Below are 16851 nucleotides of genomic sequence, written 5' to 3'. Positions count from 1 at the left end.
ACAGGGGGCTCATACTGCCTCTTCGGAGTCGGTTCGGTAGCCGTCGGCCTGGAGAGTGAACATGGCGGCGTATTCGCCGCCGAGGTGCATGAGTTCGTGGTGGGTGCCGGTTTCGATGACGCGTCCGCCGTCGAAGACGTAGATGCGATCGCATCCGACGACGCTCGCCAGGCGGTGGGAGATCAGCACCTTGATCTGGTCCGGGCGGAGTTGGTCGTGGAGGACGGCCTGGTAGACGGCGTGTTCGGCGCGGGGGTCCATGCTGGCGGTGGGTTCGTCGAGCAGCAGCACGGGGGCGTTCTTGTAGAGGCCGCGGGCCACGGCGATTTTGGCCCACTGGCCGGCGGAGAGTTCCTGTCCGCCGCGGAACCGCTTGGACAGGATGGCTTCCCAGGTGCCGGGCAGGCCGGCGATGACCTGGTCGGCGCCCGAGGCCCGAGCGGCGTCGAGGGCCATCCGGGGGTCGGCTTCGGTGAGAGTGCCGCGCGAGATGGTCAGGTTGGCGAGGGCGGTGAAGGGGAAATGGAGAGGGTCCTGGAGCACGCAGGCGACCTGAGCGTGCAGGGAGGCGGCGTCCAGCTCCCGTACGTCCACCTCGTCCCAGCGCACCGCCCCGTCCCCCTGTGTGTCGTACAGGCCCGCGAGCAGCCGGGCGCAGGTGGACTTGCCCGAGCCGTTGACCCCGACGAACGCCACCGTCTCCCCTGCCCGCAGCGTCATGGAGATGCTGTCGAGGGCGGGGGTGTCCTTGCCGGGGTAGGTGAAGGACACCTTGTCCAAGGTGATGGCGTCCACGGAGCTGGGGGCGGGACGTCCGCCCCGGGAGGGCTGCAACTGGCGGCAGCGCTCCTGGAACGCCAGGAGGTCATCCACCCACAGGGCGTGTTCGTAGACGAGGTGGGAGATGTCGACGAGCCGGGTCAGCTGGGTGTGCGCCGCCTGAATGGCGAGGACCGCGCCCGCGCCGGCGGCCAGCGGCAGCCATCCGGCGATCAGCATTCCTCCCAGCACCGTGTACGTGACGCCGGACCCGATACCACCCACGGCGCGCCCCGCCACGTTCAGCCGGGCGGCGTTCACCCCCAGCCGCGTGTCCTCCTGCGCGATCCGGGTCGACAGCCGCAGATGCTCCCGCAACAGCGCGTCCTGAGCAGTGTCCGAGCGCAACTCGGCGGCCGCGTCCCGCTCGAGAAGCAGCCAGGAAAAGACCTGAACCCGGCGCTGGATGGCGTTGTACCGCTTGAACGAATGGAAGCGTGCCCGCGCGGAGCGCACCGCGGCGACACCGACCGGCAGCACGGACAGCCCGAGCAGCGGCAGCAGCGCCGGGTGGAGGATGCCCAGCACGCCGGCCGTCCCGACCAGGCCCGTCAGGGCCGCGCCCAGGGACACGACCTGGCCCACGATCTGCCGCGCGTAGAAAAGTCCGCGCTGGCTCGCCCGGTACGCCCCGTCCTGCCAGTCGGCGTCGTCCACGGCCTCCAGCCGGACGTGGGCGGTGAGCGTGTAGAACTCGTGCTCCAGCGCGATCCGGATCTTCGGTGTCACGCGCGCCTGGGCGAGGGCGACACCTGCCTCCAGGAGCGCCCGGATGGAGAGAAGGCCGACCACCAGGAGGAGTTGGGGGACGGCGGCGCGGACCCGGTCCGGGGTCGGCCCCGCGGCGAACAGTTCCTGCAGGACGGCGACCGAAGCGAGGATCCCCAGGGCCGTCATCACCGCGGACACCAGTTGGAGCACCACGACACCGATCGTCGCCGGCCGGTCTGCCTGCCAGGCCAGCCTGCCCACGCGTCCTACGATGCGCGGCAGCCGGACGGCGATCTCCCGGACGGTGGCCTGCGCCGCGGCACCGTCGTAGAGGGACCAGTACGCCTGGCGCATGCTGGCCGCGAGGTCCTCCTCCTCAGGCCCGGCAGAGACCGTGTCCGGTGGCAGGTCCAGCTCCGCGCCCCGCGGGGTCGGCACGGACGTCCGCCGCTTGCTCTCCCTCTTTTCGTCGCCGCTCATACCCGCCCCGAGGCCTGAAGCTGGGCGCGGTCAGAACTGCACCGATGCCGAGGGGTCTCCCATGGAGACGTTCGAGTGATGTAGGCATGCCGATGACGCATCGCTTCCCCTTGCCACCGTAGGAGGGAGTGCCAGCGCTCTCCTAACGGACCTTCGGCCGAGGCGTTACGGCGGCTCGTCTCGCACCAGACCGGTTCAAGCCAGCCGGGCTTTCGGTTTGCATCGCTTCCGCCGGCCGAGGTCATCGTTGATGATGTCCACGTGACTCACCGCATCAGTGCTCTGATCTCGGCCTTCGGTGTACTTGTCAGCGTGATGCTGCTCGTTCTCGCTGTCCGCGAGTACCGCACGGGGGCGTCGGCCCTCTGGATCGGTGCTGGAGCTGTGATCTTCCTCAGTGCTTCATACACGCTCGCCCGGGACATACGGCGGCTCCGCACGGCAAAGACCGTCTGACGAGCCGTGCCGTCCCAACGCGGCCGAGGATGCGATCGGTGGGCCGAAGAGGAAGTCCTCGAACACGTTGTTCGACCGCTCCACAGGTGCGCCGGGCTGGAAGACCTGTGCGGGTCATCGATCTCAGCGATGGGCTTCACCTCTACTGTGTCCCGCGCCATCACCCCATCTCGTATGTGAGCTGCCCACAGCAGACCAGCGCTTCGCTGGATACCTCGATGCTGCTCTGGACGGTGAGAAGGTCTGGATCAGCCATATCTGTGTCTCCCCGCACTACCGCGGGCTCGGCTACCCGCGTGCGCGGCGCGGTGAGGGACGCAAGGGTGCCGACATGAGGGGGGATTCGTGTCGCCTGGGCGGCGGGGATTCGGTGACCTGTGATTCTCTGGAGGTGACCACAGCGCCGCTGGACGGGAGAGCACGATGTCCGAACCTGACTCGACGCATCAGCCGCCTCTGATTGACACGACGGTCGCGCACTCGGCCCGCGTCACCGATGCTCTGCTGGGCGGGACCGCTCACTACGAGGCCGACCGGGAAGTCGCGGAGCACTTCAGGGCCGAGTTTCCCGGCGTTGCGGAATCGTTCGTGGCGTCACGGGATTTCCTCGGGCGCGCAGTACGTTATCTGGCCCGTGATGCGGGCATCCGGCAGTTCCTCGACATCGGCACCGGCCTGCCGACCGAGAACAACACACACGAGGTCGCCCAGCGGTACCAGCATGATGCGGCGATCGTCTATGTCGACAATGATCCGGTGGTGCTGCTCCACTCACAGGCCCTGCTGACATCCACGCCAGAGGGCACAACGACCTACATCGAGCGCGATCTGTCCGACGTCGAGGGCGTGCTGGAGCTGGCCTGGCGCAACCTGGACCGCACGCAGCCTGTGGCTCTGATGCTGCTGGGCGTGCTGGGCCACATTCCGAGCGCGGACCGTGCCGCCGACCTCGTCGCCGCCTACATGGACGAGCTGGCACCCGGCAGCTATCTGGTCACCTGCGACACCGCAAGAAGCGAGGAATCCCTGGCCGCGCAGGCGGCGTACGCGGCCAGTGGAGCCGTGCCCTACTACGTTCGGACCACTGAGGAGATCGGGGCGCAGGCCCGAGAGTTGGAGATCCTGCCTCCCGGGGTCGTCTCTGTCGCCCAGTGGCGGCCGGATCCGGGGATGCCCGTCCTTCCACGCGTGGATCAGACAGGGCTCGTGGCCCGCAAACCCTGAACGCAGCCCGTCGGTGCCCCGGGTCGACCATTGGCGTGATCTTCGGCTTCCCTCAGCTGGTGCTCTGCTGGTTCAGGCGCGCCGGCGGGGGGCACGTCGTGCCGGTAGGTGCAGCCGTGGTCGTGGGACGGCTTGGGAGAGTCAGCGTCGGAGAAAGCTGTCCTCTGGTGCTCAACGCGTTCACCGCCGCCGTCAGACACGTCGCCAGCTGCTCCCCGACTGCACGAGCAGGACGCTTGGCTTGATAACCGGTCCGTCCACCACGCGGATCGGTCATGACGTTCTCCGTTGCCGGTTGGCCGTCAACGGTGATCGGCTCTCCGCTGGATGTGGGTGGTCAGGACCGGGAGACTTTGTTGCTGCCCTGAACGGGCTCGGAGTCGCGATGTCGGGTGTGCCCATCGTCCCCACCGTACCGGCCCGGACCGGGCGGCTGACGGGCCGCCAGCAGTCCTGCATCGCTTCCCATGGGATGTCGCCCCGGCGGGCCCACCGCCCGGTCTCGTCCGGCTCGTACGAGGACTTGCCGCCCGGGAACGAGCAGCCGTCCGCGATGATCCCCACCCCGGGCTCTGGATCCCCCGCATCCACCACCGTCTCCATCCCGTCGAGCGGCCCGCCATGCAACACCACAGGAACCAGCCGACCATCATCAAACTCTGAATGCACGCCCCTGCCCTCTCTTAACACCCCACATAGAGAGGTTGAAATCGGCAAACCCCCACCCCACAGGCATGGTCCGGCACATGGGCCGGTGCTCCAGCAGGCCAGGGCCGTGGTCGGCTGCCTGTCCAGCAGGGCTCAGCATGCTCGCCAGCATGGCCTGAGCATAGGCAAACGAATGCCCGGAAGAATTCAGCATTTCAATACCTCAGAATATCGGCCCGGACATGGAAATTCCGCCAGCATGGCGGAAAGGGAGAGGGCCCACACATCAGAGTGTGGGCCCTGCGTGTCCTTGGGGACGGTTCAGTCGGTCAGCCCCGGGACGCCGTAAGAGGCGTGCGTGGGGCCTGCTCTTGAGCCGACGGCTCGCGCCTGCGGGCGGAGGTCATGCCTTCGTGAGGACGAAGAACAGGAAGCACGCGAACCTGCCCGACTCCCGCTGCTCGAAGATCTCGGGGAACCGTTCGCGGGCGCCGGGTGCCGGGGCCGGTTCACTCAGGACGTCGATCCGGAAGCCGGCTGCGGTGAACGCGTCGGTGATCGCGTGCAGCGGCCGGTCCCAGAAGGTCATCAGGTGCTTGGTGCCGCCGAGCTCCCACCACTGGGAGGTGGGGCGGATCGCGAAGTAGTCGGTTCCGGGCGGTGCCGTCATGTGCTGGACGAAGGGGTGGTGGACGGACCCGATGAGGCGGCCGCCGGGCTTCAGCACGCGCCGCAGTTCCGCCAGGGCCGTCGTCCAGTCCTCCAGGTAGTGCAGGACCAGGGAGGCGACGACGTCGTCGAACTCGGCGTCGGTGAAGGGCAGCGGGCCGCCCAGTTCGGCGCGTTCCAGCACTGCTTCGTCGCCGAGCCGCTGCCGGGCCAGCGCCAGCATCCCGGCACTGGAGTCGAAGCCGGCGACGACGGCGCCCCGCTCGTGCAGGTCTGCGGCCACGGGGCCGGCGCCGCAGCCGGCGTCGAGGATGCGGCGGCCCGCCACGTCGCCGGCCAGGTCCACGATCGCGGGGCGCGCGTAGTAGGCGTTGAGCAGGCTGGTCTCGTTCCCGGCCGCATACGCCTCGGCGAAACTGTCGTAGTCGTTCACCCTCTCCCCGGGCCCAGGAGGCGCCTCGACGGGACTGACCCAGGACGCCGTCTGCCGGTTCGGTGGGACATCCGCGTGTTCTGCGGGGTTTTCGGGAGCGGCGGTCCCGCCGGTGGTTCCGGGGCGGTTCGACATGGTTGACCTCGTTCGTTCGGGCCACGGTGGGCGTGGCGGGAGATCCGCGGATCCCCGGGCTGCGAAGGGCACAGCGAAACCCTGAACGACTGATTGGGTTTTGTCAATCACTCGTCGTCCGGCCCTTCCCCGGGCTGCCCGCTCTTCAGTACGCTGCTGGTCATGACCGAACGCCGGCCGGCTACCGACGCGGAGGCGAAGGCACTCGCCTCCGCCCTCCGCCTGCGCATCATGCGCATCTGCGTACGGAAGCCGCACACGAACAAGGAGATCGCGGCGATCCTCGGCCGAGACCCGGCCAGCGTGCTGCACCACACCAGAACGCTGGTCCGCACCGGATTCCTGGAGGCACAGGAAGAACGGCGCGGCGCGCGCGGCGCACGAGAGATCCCGTATCTGACGACGTACAAGAGCTGGCACCTCGAAACGCCCGCGATGGACCGGCCGATGCTCGACGCGTTCCTGGAAGAACTCGCCCTCGTCCCCGAGGCCCAGGCCGAGGGCACCAGGATGGCGCTGCGCCTGCCACCGCCACAGATGGAGGAGTTCCGCACCCGCCTCAAGGGTCTGCTCGACGAGTTCGCCGCCCGCCCGGACGACCCAGCCGCGCCCGCCTGGTCGCTCTTCATGGTGCTGCACTCCGACCCGAACCGGCCCTGACGACAGCGTCCGGCAGCTACCTCGGGCTCTCCCCTGCCGGGGGCGGCAGACCGACCTGATCTCACCTGCCGCACCTGGCCCATTCGTTGCTCGACCACCCATCGGACGCCGGCCATGTGCTGAGCAGTCGGCGGCGGGGCCACTCAGTCCCGCCGGCGGAGCTTCTCCGTCAGGTCCTGATGGCACTGGAAGTGCTGGGGCGGTCGGGGCGGGACCGGGCCGAGCGCGAGGACCTGGTTGGTGACCGAGTGCTCCATCCGGTAGAGCAGCACAGCGACCGCGAGGTTCATCCGCTGCACCGTTCCGCGTGCAGGGAGTACCGGGCCGAAGGGGGTGACGAACCACATCAGCAGCATGGCGCGGTTCCGGACCGCGGCGGCCAGGCGGCTGTGCAGGGCTCTGGTCAGCTGGAGTTCAGCCCGGCGGCCGGCCTCGATCGGTGGGCCCGCCTCGACGCGGCGTTGTCGTCGCGGTCCAGGACCGCGCGGCGTTGACCATGTCCATCGGCAGGTTTCCGTGGCGCTGTGCCGGGGTGCTGTCGGCTTGCAGCGCCTGGGTGAACTGATCCGCCGCGCTCCGGTGTTTCGCTCTGGCCAGAGGGGCGGCAGTGAATCGGCGCAGCGCCTGAAGGCGGCCTCGGTTCCCGGGGCGGCGGCACCCGTCTCCCGGTCGAAGTCGGAGCAGCGTTCAACGGGGAAGGCGGCCCGGATCCCGTCGATGCTCGCGGGCAGTTCCATCCGCTCGCCGTCGACGTAGGGCTCATCACACCCTCCTCGGGTGTTCTCGGGCTCACGGAGCGGTTTGGTCGGCGCCGCGGTACTGCGGCGCCCCGCCGACCATCTGGCCGGCCGGCCTGGGGCGGCCGCTGAGGCGGTCACGTGTCGTCGTCCTCTTCACTGTCAGGGACGCGGACCGTGTCGTCGATGGTGGCGACGTGGATCTCCACCGCCGTGGCAGTGGCGGCGATCGCATCGCCCACCGGGGCAGACGATCTGCGCGAACCCGCTACGGCGCAGGTACTACATTGGCCACTAGGTTTTGGGTGGCATCGATAAACCAGCCGAAATTCGGATCCGCCATACAGCGCTCGGCCACAGAAAATCTGCCGTCCTGGTGCAGAACATCCCACTCCCAAATATCCTGGGCCTGGCTCTGCATTTCTCGAATATGAGCAAGTTGAGGGATGCTCGTTGCTCCGAACACATGCTGCTGGGCACCCACCACCTCGGTGGTCAGGAGTTCAGGATCTCGCACCCGCCGGCCACTGATATTTCCATTCGCCGCCGCTGACACTGCGGCAACATTCTGCACGCGTTGGTAGGTTATTGTGTACGGCCCGTTCCGGTTGCGATTTTCTGTTCGCTCTTGCCCTATGCAGTGAAATTGCTGACGCTGACCCCGCGGTCCGCCAGAAGGATCCAGCCCGATTTCTTCCTCAAATTCCTGCTGGCATCCGGCGAGTCCGACGACGACAGCCCCCAAGGCCCGTGGAACTCCTCCTGGGATCACATATTGTCCCGCGTTCCCCTGAGGAAGGGGGCCATGTACCGGGTCGTATTGATGGCGATTTCCACCGTAGTACAGATTCTTTCGGGCAACGAGGATTTGTGTTCCGTTGGCGTCGTGCTGGTACACGAGATAGTAGCAGGGCATGTTCGCCTCTTAACCTTGCAGCGATTTTTCACCCGCGAGTATCTCGCGCATGTGCTGAGTCATGGGCTCTGTTCTCCCGGGGCGCAAGGGCAAAGTATCCATGCTGTAGGGGCCCGCGATTATTGCGGGGTCCTCCTGCCGGTATACGATTGATGCCAGTGGTGCACCTTGTTTGGTGAATATTGTTGCCATGCTTGTGAGTTCCCAGACGAATACCAGTTTGCTGGTCTCGGTATTGTTCGTGAATGTCTCGGAGATGAAGGATGTCGTCTGGGACTTGACGTTCACCTGTTGAGTGGCGCTGGAACTCATATTGAGGGAGGCCGAGACGCTTGCGGAGACGGGTCCCCAACCGCCGCTCGCGCTCACACCGACCGAGGCAGCCACCTGCGTCATGTTTGAGGTTGTTGTGTCCAGACCGGAGGTGGATGTGTGGCTCACTACCCGTGTCTCCCCCGGTCCCAGGCTGTAGGACTGTGGGAGGCGTCGCCAGTACTGTTCGAGCGCGATGATGTTTTCGTTGTGCTGGATCTGCCCGCAGCCGACGGTGATGCGTGGGGAGTCTGGGGGGATGACAATGTCCTTGTTGGGCTCTGGCCACTTGCCGATGGCATTGGGCCTGCGGAAATGCTTCGGCGTGATGATGGCCATCCAGTCCGCGCCTTCTTGTTTGATCACGGCTTGCTGCACGTCGACGAGGGCACCGGTGCAGGTGTTGACGATAACGAAGCACCAACCGTCAATGATCGGCCCGACCTTGAATTCGGTCTTGCTCATGGGCGGGATGGGAATAGCTGGGTATCCCACTCCCAGCGCCCGCTCCTTCGCATTCCCGGGAGCTATTCCCAGGCGAACTGATGTGTCGGACAGAAGGTACGCACCGAGAGGCAGCGGCGTCCTGTTGTCGAAGCGGGCCCAGCCCGCGAGACCGTTGCCGCTGGCGGCCGAAGCCAGCGTTCCGTCGCTGGCCTGCTGAAAGATTTTATCGGGCATGTTTGAGGCTTCTTTCTGAGCCAAGGCGGGGGCAGAAGTCAGGGGAGGATTTCTGATGCGCTCACGAGCGTCGGCTGTGCATTCACCACCACAGAGCTGAGGGCAGATTTTCCTGGGTCACTCAAGACCGTAGCGCCGTCGTACAAAGTGACGCGGTCACTAAGCTGCCAGCGTATGACCATCCTCGCGGGGCTGTGACGCTCCTCGTCCAGCGTGTACGTATTGGATACATTCTCGGTCGCCTCCTCACTCATAACCACTTGCTGAGATGTTGCCGAAGACGCACTCAGCGCAGCGGATACCGAAGCGGAAACTGGACCCCATCCCACCCCGGCGGACGCACCGATTGAGGCTTCGACCGATTGCTGATCCGAAGTCGTACTCTGCATTCCAGATGTAATCTGGAGGCTGTACCTTTTCTCCTCGCCAGGCGCGATGCTGTAGGAGTTCGGCAATATTTCCCAGAACTGTTCCCGTATCACGATGTTCGGCTTGGCGACTGGTCCGGATACATTTTCAATAACTCCGCATCCAACGACGATGGGCTGTGAATCGTCGGGAATGTATATGCCCGCTCCTGCGTCGGGTTCGGGCACCATACCGATATCGTTCGGCTCCAGGAGGTGCCAACTGCTCACGCATATTTCCCTGGTCTCCGCAGTCACCTCCACGACGGCGACGAAAGCTCCGCTCAGGGCACTCGTGAAAACCAAATAGGCTCCTGTGATTGGTCGCACCATGACGGGCTTCGGCTCGCCACCCCCATATGGCGGAATTATCGCCGGAGGCCGCCCCGGCTCCAGATCCCGGGTTTCCGGATTGACACCCGTACGGCCTCCGAAGCCGTCTCCGTACAGCGCGACCGGGATCGGCAGCCTACTGGAAACCGGGATCTGTGGCAGGACCTCACCGCCGCCTTTCGCCACCAGCTTCCCTCTAATGGCATCCTCGTACATCGAATTCATCTGCATATCCATACTCCTTATCAACGGGAGGCTTGCCAGAACTGCAAGACCACAGTTCCTCCAGCACAAAGCCAGCATTCACCGAAACGGGCATACTGAACCCTCAGCTTTGACAGGCCTGTGGCTAAAGGGAGAGCGACGAAAGGTTAACGGACGGATGAGCCCTCGCGGAACTCCAGCCGTGAAGCTCCAAAAGATAATGAACAGAAGGTCAGGGCCAAGGCGACTTTTGCAACGAGGCGGCGTCTCGTCCGAAGCCTCGCTGTTCCTCTACATATAGGAGCACACGCGTGAAATTGGTGCATGTCGATCACTGCGTCGAGAGGCCCTGGAATGATCTCTCCGATGCGGCACACTTCGGGCTATTTCCAGGTGAGCCGATTCAGCTCTCCGCCCTTCAGTGAATCACCGCAGCAGCTGTCTCGGCGAGACAACGCAGCCTGTTAAACATCCACCCTGGAAAGCGTTGTCCGGCGGAGCAGAACGACTTGCAGGCGTCCTCACCGGCCGTGCCCCGCGCGCTCTGCCCGATCGTTAGCTCACGTCGCATTGTTCGAACTCACCGACGTCATGCCGTGCGCCGACGGGCCGGTGAAGACGCTGGTCGGCGCAAGGCCCGGGCGAAGTGGCGGAGCAGTTCGCTGTCGCGTCCGGACGCTGGTGGCTACGGTGTCGGGCAGCTCGCACATCTGTAGCGGATGCAGGCGGGCTCTTCGACCGGGCCTCACCGCTGGGCTGCGACATGACGACGTTTACGCTCTCTGTCCGTGGATGAGACCGAGTACCGTCACTCGCACCGCCGTCAATGGCTGCTGACAGGTGTGGCACTGGCCGCTCTGGCAGTGTCCTTGCTGGTGCCGCTGTTCTGGGGGCTGAGCACGGGGCAGCTTGATGAACGCCTGCTGTTCGCTGGGCTGATCTCCACACTGGGCTGTGCGGCTTCGGCGCTCTTCTTCATCGACCGGGCGCTCTCGCGCACAGTGGTCAACGCTGAGGGCATCCATATCAAGCGTCCTGCGCGGCCACGCTTCTGCCCGTGGCGGGAGATCGCGAGTATCGCCTTCCTGGAGCCGTCCCACTCTCAGGTCACCCTTGTGCTCACCGATGGATCCCTCGTGACCCTGCCGGCGCCGGCGAAGTCGGCAGACCGGGCCGACGCCTCTTTCGAGCGCGGCGTCGCTGAGCTCCGTCGGCGTGTGAAGACGGCCACGAGTCCTCCCCGCTGATTGCGGGTCGATGAGGGAACTCGACAGCTCAGCCATCTTCCGAGAGGGCAGGACAGCCGCGGTCAGGAGTCCGACGGCGGCGCATCCGGACAGGACGGTTGGGGCGCTGTTGAAGTTGTTCCGGGCGGCGAGTGCGCGATGACGGTGGCGAGAATGCTGTTGGAGATGTCGGTCCTGGCCTCGACCCAGGTGTTCGCTTCGATGCGGACGGAGTCGGTGGCGGTGGCGTCGACCAGGCGAAGAGCGGTGCTGAACAGCGGCGGGGGAACGGTTCTGAGCAGACCATGCGCATCGGAATTGCTCAGGCCGCGTCGAAGCCACTGCTGGCGAGGGCCTGCAGGTAGGCGTTCTGTCGTGTCACGGGTTGCCTTGCGCGGGGCATCGCGGTCATGCCGACAGGCGGGTGCCGCGGCGCCAGATGGCACGGGTGTTGAGGGTCTCGCTGATGTCACTGGTCGGATCGCCGTCCACCAGGAGAAGGTCGGCGCGGAGCCCTTCGGCGATGCGCCCCCGGTCGCTGAGTCGGAAACGGCGGGCCGTCGTCGCCGTGGCCGCGCGCAGTGCCCGTGAGGGTGTGAGCCCGGCCGCGACCAGGTAGTGCAGTTCGTGGTGCAGGCTCGCTCCGTGCGCCAGCCCTCCGAAGAACGTCTCGGGCATGGAGACGTCGGTACCGGCCAAGATGTCGATGTCCGCCGCGTCCAGGGCGCGCACGGTGTCGTACACGTCGTCGAGCCTGCCCTGCGGAAAACGGTTGTAGCTGGAGCGCAGGGTTCGGTCCCACGCGCTGTCGAGGCGCGCGGCGACGCGGGGGTCGTCGGCGAGTTGGCTGCCGGTGTGTCCCATCATCGAGGCGTTGAGAGTGATGCAGGGAATGACGAACATTCCCGCGTCCTTGATGAGGCGGATGATCTCGTCGGTGTGCGGCTGGTCCATGAAGACGTGGGTAACGCCGTCGATGCCGGCTTCGACGGCCATCCTGGTGGCCTCAAGGGTCAGCGCGTGGGCGACGGTGAGAGCGCCGTACTTCTTGGCTTCGGCCACGCCCGCGTTCACGGTTGCCTGGTCGAGCGAGGGCAGCCCGGGGTGTCCCTCCACGCTGCCGTCGTCGATCATGAACTTGATGAAGTCCGATCCTCGCGCGAGGAGTTGGGGGATGAAGGCGGCCGCTTCCCGGGGAGTGGTGGAGAAGGGCATCAGGGGCATCTCCGGGGGGAGGTCCCACTTCGGCCGGAAGCCTTCAGGCATGAGCTCGCTGGGGTGGCCTCCTGGAGGCGTGATGGCGAAGCCGGAGGAGCGCACGTCGGCCAGGGTGTCGTCGTCGGTGATGAGCCCTCGGTTCTCGCGTGTGTTCATCCCCTGCATCTCCAGTTCGGTCGTCACCCCGAAGCGCAGGGCGAGCGCCAGGGAGCCCGGGGCGGAATGAACATGGGCGTCGATGAGCCCCGGCAACAGTGTGGCGCCGCTGCCGTCAACGATTTCGCTGTCCCGAGGGGCGTCGCCGCCGATGCGGGTGATCCTCCCACCGTCGATGACCACGGTCGGCGTGCCCACCGTCTTCTCTCCGTCGAAGATCTGCGCGTTGGTGATGGCAGTAAGAGCCATGGCGGTCTACCTCGTTCTCGCTCACACTTGCTTTACATAGCAAATGCTATGCACATGTTCTTGGGTATGCAAATGTGCTCGCTCGGTCTAGAATCGGCCGCATGAGCAGCGCGTCTTCCTCTGAGCGGTCTTCCGACGACGTGGCGCTGGACCAGATCGGCCCGGCCCTGTCACGTCTGCGACGACGCGCGCCGGCATCGAACAAGGACCTCTCGCGCAATCTCGTACTCAATGTGATCGCCGACGCACCGGGCGAGACGACCGTAGGTGGCCTCGCCGCAGAGATGGGGGTCGCTCAGCCGGTTGCCAGTCGGACCGTCGCCGCCTGCATCGAAGAAGGGCTGCTGCGCCGGGCGGCGTCCCCATCGGACGGACGCCGCACCGTACTCGAACTCACTGAGCACGGCGAGGCCGAACGCAGTCGCTTCGCCGCCGAACAGCGAAAAGCGTTCGAGGAGATCACCGTCGCCTGGTCGCCGGAGGAGCGGATCCAGTTCGCTCGGCTCCTGAGACGTTACGGCGCCGATGCCGGTGCCTGGTCCAGAAAACAGGCCCCGAGCGGCGACTGAACACCTCTCCAGCAGGAGTTCGCCCCGCCGGTGGCGTTGGTGCGCCGGCGCAGTGGGCTCCCGCGCACCGCTCGGCCCCTGACCGCCGCGCTGTCGCGGGCGCCGGGCGCCGATGCCGGTGCGTCAACCGGCGGTGCCGAACCGGTCCGTGAGGGCGCCCCCTTCACGTGCCGCCGGCACGGTCTCCCGGGTTCCGGCTCCGGCGCGCGCGGGGACGTCCCCGGGCCGGATCCGACGTACGCGCCCGTGCCGGTCGGTCACCCGCCCCGCCGAGGTGCTTCCCGACATGGCGAGCACGGACAGCAGAATGAGCGCGCCGGCCGGTGCGAGCACGGTCCACGGGGCCAGTTCCAGATAGGGCTGGCCCTCGGAGAGCAGTCGGCCCCACTCGGCGGTGGGCGGCTGTTCGCCCAGCCCCAGGAAGCCGAGGGAGGCCAGCACGAGGACCGTGGTGGGCAGCCGCAGCACGGCGTTGCGCACGACGGCGGGCAGCACCGCCGGCAGGTAGTGGCGGCGCAGCCGATGCGGGGACCCGGCGCCGAGCGAGACCGAGGCGAGCAGATGACCGCTCGCCCGTTCCTGTTCCACCAGTGCCGCGCTCTGGGCCGCGTACGGGGTCCAGCCCACCAGGCACACCGCCAGCGCCGCGCCCCAGACCGAGGGGCCGGTCAGCGCCGTCGTCAGCAGTCCGGCGACCACGGCCGGCAGCGTGGACATCACTTCTGTCAGGCCCGCGCTCCAGCGGTTCGCCATGCCGATGAGCAGCCCGGTGACGGCGCAGACCGCCGCCACCACGACCGCCACCCCCGTCGTGCGAAGGGCCCCGTGGCCCAGGCGTGCCAGCAGGTCACGGCCGAGCGCGTCCGTGCCCAGCGGGTGCGCCCAGGAGGGCGGCAGGAGCCGGGCGGCCGTGTCGACCTGGAGGGGATCGCGCAGCAGTCCCGCCACGACCACCGCGCACAGCGCGGCGGCGCACGCCGCCGCGAGGAGGTAGTGCGAGCGCCGCCGGGGCAGCGGGCGCGCGTGCAGGGCGGGCAGGGCCCCGCCCCTCAGGGCGGGGCCGATGAGCGCGTACCGCAGTGTCTGGAGCAGCAGGCCGGCGAGGACGCCGAGCAGGACGAGGAAGAGCGTCGCGGTCTGCAGTGGCGGCAGGTCCTGGGCCAGCGCGGAGTCGAGCGAGAGCCGGCCCAGGCCCGGGATGTTGAAGATCTTCTCCACCGCGACGGCGCCCCCGACCAGGGCCACCACGGTCGGCAGCAACTGGGGGAGGATGCCGGGGAGCGTCCGGCGTACCGCGCGCCGGGCGACCAGCCGGGGCGCGAGCCCCAGGGCGTGGCAGGTCCGCGCCCACGGCTCGTTGAACGCGGCGGGCAGCGCCTGGTCGAGCAGGCCCCCGATCATCGCCCCGGACGGCAGCCCGAGCGCGAGCGCGGGCAGCACCATCGACTGCGGGCCCTGCCAGCCGCTGGAGGGGAACCAGCCCAGCCAGACACCGCCCACCAGCGCGAGCAGCGAGGCGAGCAGGAACTTGGGCAGGGCGGCGAGGACGGCCGCGGCCGTGCCGGCGCCGCGGTGGTGGAGCCGCCGCCGGGAGCCGAGCCGCACCGTACGGGCGCTGATCAGCGCGGCCACCACGAGGGTGACCACCAGGGCGCCGGACATCAGCGTCAGGGAAACGGCGAAGGCGCTGGTGACCTGGGGCAGGACGGGTTGGCCCGACACCCAGGAGGTCCCCGCGTCGCCGCGCGCCAGCCCGGCCAGCCACTGGAGGAGATGCGCGAACGGCCCGGAGTCCAGGCCCAGCTGCTCGCGTACGGTGTCCAGCTGCTCCGGTGTGGGGTCCTGGTCGGCGGAGCGGGCGCGCAGGACGGTCAGGGCGGGGTCGGTCCCGGACAGCCACGGCAGCATCGAGACCGCCGCCAGCAGCAGGGCCCCGGCGACCAGGCGCCCGGCCGCTGCGCCGCGGCGCACGGGGGCCCGGCCAAAGTCGCCCCTCACAGCACGCATCGGTCGTTACTTCAGCCGGGTGTTGACGTCGATGAGGGAGCGCTCTCGCGGGTCGAGGAGCACCCCTTCGACGTGGGCACCGATGCCCTGCACGACCTTCTCGTGGACGAGCGGGACGACGGCGTCGGTGCGCAGGATCTCCGCCTCGGCCCGCATGATGTCGCGCTGCCGCAGTTCGGGGTCGCCCTGCTGGGCGGCGGCGGCGATGGCCTCGTCGACCGCGGGGTCCCGCAGGGCCGCGATGTTGTAGACGCCGTCGCTGGTGTAGTCGCTGGCCAGGTAGGCGACGGCGTCACCGGTGTCGAGCAGCGTCACCCGGGAGAAGACCAGGGCGTCGTACCCGCCCGCGAGCAGGTCGGCTTCCATCTGGGTGTACTCGCGCACGTCCTGCCGCACGGTGAACCCGGCCCGCTCCAGCTGCTGCTGGACGACGGTGGCGGCCTCGGGGAGTTCGGCGCGGTTGGTGTACGTGGCCAGCCGCAGGGTGCGGCCGCCGGTCGCCTCCGCGACCTCGTCGGGGGTCGCGGCCGTAGCGCGTCCGGTGACGTCCACCCGGTGGCCGGCGGCCCACGGGACAGCGGGCCCGAACAGGCCCTGCGCGGGGTCGGCGTACCCGCCGAAGACGGAGTCGACGAGGGCGGAGCCGTCCATGGCCTCACGGGCGGCGGCGCGCAGCGCGGGGTCGGTGAAGATGCCGCTGCCGGTGTTCAGGACCAGGCTGTCGGACCGGACGGACGGCACCTCGTGGCGGGTCTGCGCATCGAGCAGGCCGGCCTGGGCGGTGGGGATCCATTCGGCGATGTCGACGTCCCCGGCGCGCAGGGCGCTCGCCCGGGCGGTGCCGTCGGCGATCCAGGTGACGTCGATGCCGGGGGCCTGGGCGGTACCGCCCCAGTAGGCGTCGTACCGGTCCAGGGTGGCCGCGGTCTTGCCGGTCAGCCGGGTGATCTCGAAGGGGCCGGTTCCGGTGCCGAGCGGGCTGACCGTCCCGTCCTGCGCGTACGCCGCCGGGGAGAGGATCCCCAGGGCCGGGCTGGCGAGCCGCAGCGGCAGCACGGGGTCCGCGCTCGCCGTGGTGATGACGACCGTGTCCTCGTCCTCGGCCGTGGCGGTGAGGGTGACGTCGCTGAGGACGCGCGGCTTGATCTCGGCGGAGCCGGCGTGGTCGAGGGCGTTGACGACGGTCTCGGCGGTGACCTCGGTGCCGTCCTGGAAGGTGGCCTCGCGCAGCACGAAGGCCCAGGTGGTGTCGTCCCGCTGAGTCCAGGACTCGGCCAGCGCGGGCGCTGCGGCACCGTCCGTGTCCAGTGCCGTCAGCCCTTCGGTGACCGACAGCTTGCTCAGGACGGTGGCGTCATTGCTGTACGGGGACAGTGCCTGCACCGGCGGCACCGCGAGAGCCACCCGCAGCCGGCCCGCCGGGTCGGCCCCGCCCCCCGCGTCCGAGGTGTTCCCTCCCGAGGCGAAACAGCCGGTCAGCAAAGGGGCGAGCACAAGTGCCGCGAGGAGTCCGCGGGAGGTGACGCGCATCAGGGTCCTGTCGTACGGGTGGGCCGGATGCCCCGGCACGCCCACATCACGGGGCGGGGCGTGGCTACGAC

Annotated in this window: 14 protein-coding genes; 5 read left to right on the top strand and 9 right to left on the bottom strand. The window is 68.0% G+C overall.

The annotated features are described in order from the left end of the window. Window positions 1–9 precede the first annotated feature (9 nt). Complete coding sequence (locus tag H7827_RS27790; protein WP_432747774.1) at window positions 10–2010, bottom strand: ABC transporter ATP-binding protein; 2001 nt, start codon at window positions 2008–2010, stop codon at window positions 10–12. Between the two features lie 261 nt (window positions 2011–2271). Between H7827_RS27790 and H7827_RS27785 the strand changes: the two genes are divergently transcribed. Beyond that, complete coding sequence (locus H7827_RS27785; protein WP_432747773.1) at window positions 2272–2466, top strand: hypothetical protein; 195 nt, start codon at window positions 2272–2274, stop codon at window positions 2464–2466. Between the two features lie 423 nt (window positions 2467–2889). Then, window positions 2890–3690 carry an SAM-dependent methyltransferase gene (locus tag H7827_RS27780; RefSeq protein WP_432747772.1) on the top strand — a complete coding sequence of 267 codons (801 nt, stop codon included), beginning with the start codon at window positions 2890–2892 and terminating at the stop codon, window positions 3688–3690. A 1051-nt stretch (window positions 3691–4741) separates the two neighbouring features. Here the strand turns inward: H7827_RS27780 and H7827_RS27775 are convergent. Then, on the bottom strand, window positions 4742–5575 hold the full coding sequence (locus H7827_RS27775; protein WP_432747771.1) for a methyltransferase domain-containing protein: 834 nt from the start codon (window positions 5573–5575) through the stop codon (window positions 4742–4744). A gap of 162 nt (window positions 5576–5737) precedes the next feature. Here H7827_RS27775 and H7827_RS27770 point away from each other — a divergent pair, with 162 nt between their 5' ends. Continuing rightward, the gene (locus tag H7827_RS27770) at window positions 5738–6235 is read left to right on the top strand and encodes an ArsR/SmtB family transcription factor (RefSeq protein WP_432747769.1); all 498 of its coding nucleotides are present in this window, start codon (window positions 5738–5740) and stop codon (window positions 6233–6235) included. A 143-nt stretch (window positions 6236–6378) separates the two neighbouring features. On the opposite strand, the gene H7827_RS27765 is transcribed toward H7827_RS27770, so the two are convergent. The 4 genes from H7827_RS27765 to H7827_RS27750 form a co-directional block, all read right to left on the bottom strand. Beyond that, entirely contained in the window at window positions 6379–6591 is a 213-nt protein-coding gene (locus H7827_RS27765) for a hypothetical protein (RefSeq protein ID WP_432747768.1), read from the bottom strand. A gap of 649 nt (window positions 6592–7240) precedes the next feature. Next, window positions 7241–7888 carry a hypothetical protein gene (locus tag H7827_RS27760; protein WP_432747767.1) on the bottom strand — a complete coding sequence of 216 codons (648 nt, stop codon included), beginning with the start codon at window positions 7886–7888 and terminating at the stop codon, window positions 7241–7243. A 9-nt stretch (window positions 7889–7897) separates the two neighbouring features. After that, a complete protein-coding gene (locus H7827_RS27755; RefSeq protein WP_432747766.1) occupies window positions 7898–8881 on the bottom strand; it encodes a hypothetical protein in 984 nt (327 codons plus the stop codon). A gap of 38 nt (window positions 8882–8919) precedes the next feature. Next, window positions 8920–9858, bottom strand: a complete 939-nt coding sequence (locus H7827_RS27750; RefSeq protein WP_432747765.1) for a hypothetical protein — start codon at window positions 9856–9858, stop codon at window positions 8920–8922. Between the two features lie 755 nt (window positions 9859–10613). Here H7827_RS27750 and H7827_RS27745 point away from each other — a divergent pair. Next, a complete protein-coding gene (locus H7827_RS27745) occupies window positions 10614–11072 on the top strand; it encodes a PH domain-containing protein (RefSeq protein WP_432747763.1) in 459 nt (152 codons plus the stop codon). 387 nt (window positions 11073–11459) lie between these two features. Here H7827_RS27745 and H7827_RS27740 read toward each other — a convergent pair whose 3' ends face one another. Continuing rightward, the gene (locus H7827_RS27740; RefSeq protein WP_432747761.1) at window positions 11460–12674 is read right to left on the bottom strand and encodes an amidohydrolase family protein; all 1215 of its coding nucleotides are present in this window, start codon (window positions 12672–12674) and stop codon (window positions 11460–11462) included. 101 nt (window positions 12675–12775) lie between these two features. Between H7827_RS27740 and H7827_RS27735 the strand changes: the two genes are divergently transcribed. Continuing rightward, on the top strand, window positions 12776–13243 hold the full coding sequence (locus tag H7827_RS27735; protein WP_386538573.1) for a MarR family winged helix-turn-helix transcriptional regulator: 468 nt from the start codon (window positions 12776–12778) through the stop codon (window positions 13241–13243). Window positions 13244–13366: 123 nt separating this feature from the next. On the opposite strand, the gene H7827_RS27730 is transcribed toward H7827_RS27735, so the two are convergent. Both H7827_RS27730 and H7827_RS27725 read right to left on the bottom strand, forming a co-directional pair. Further along, a complete protein-coding gene (locus H7827_RS27730) occupies window positions 13367–15250 on the bottom strand; it encodes an ABC transporter permease subunit (RefSeq protein WP_432747760.1) in 1884 nt (627 codons plus the stop codon). A gap of 6 nt (window positions 15251–15256) precedes the next feature. Beyond that, entirely contained in the window at window positions 15257–16780 is a 1524-nt protein-coding gene (locus tag H7827_RS27725) for an ABC transporter substrate-binding protein (RefSeq protein ID WP_432747759.1), read from the bottom strand. Window positions 16781–16851 lie beyond the last annotated feature (71 nt).

It is taken from the genome of Streptomyces sp. JH002, from assembly GCF_050916115.1.
GTDB lineage: Bacteria > Actinomycetota > Actinomycetes > Streptomycetales > Streptomycetaceae > Streptomyces > Streptomyces xiamenensis.
Note: the sequence above shows the minus strand (reverse complement) of the source record. Positions and strands in the feature narration are given on the sequence as shown.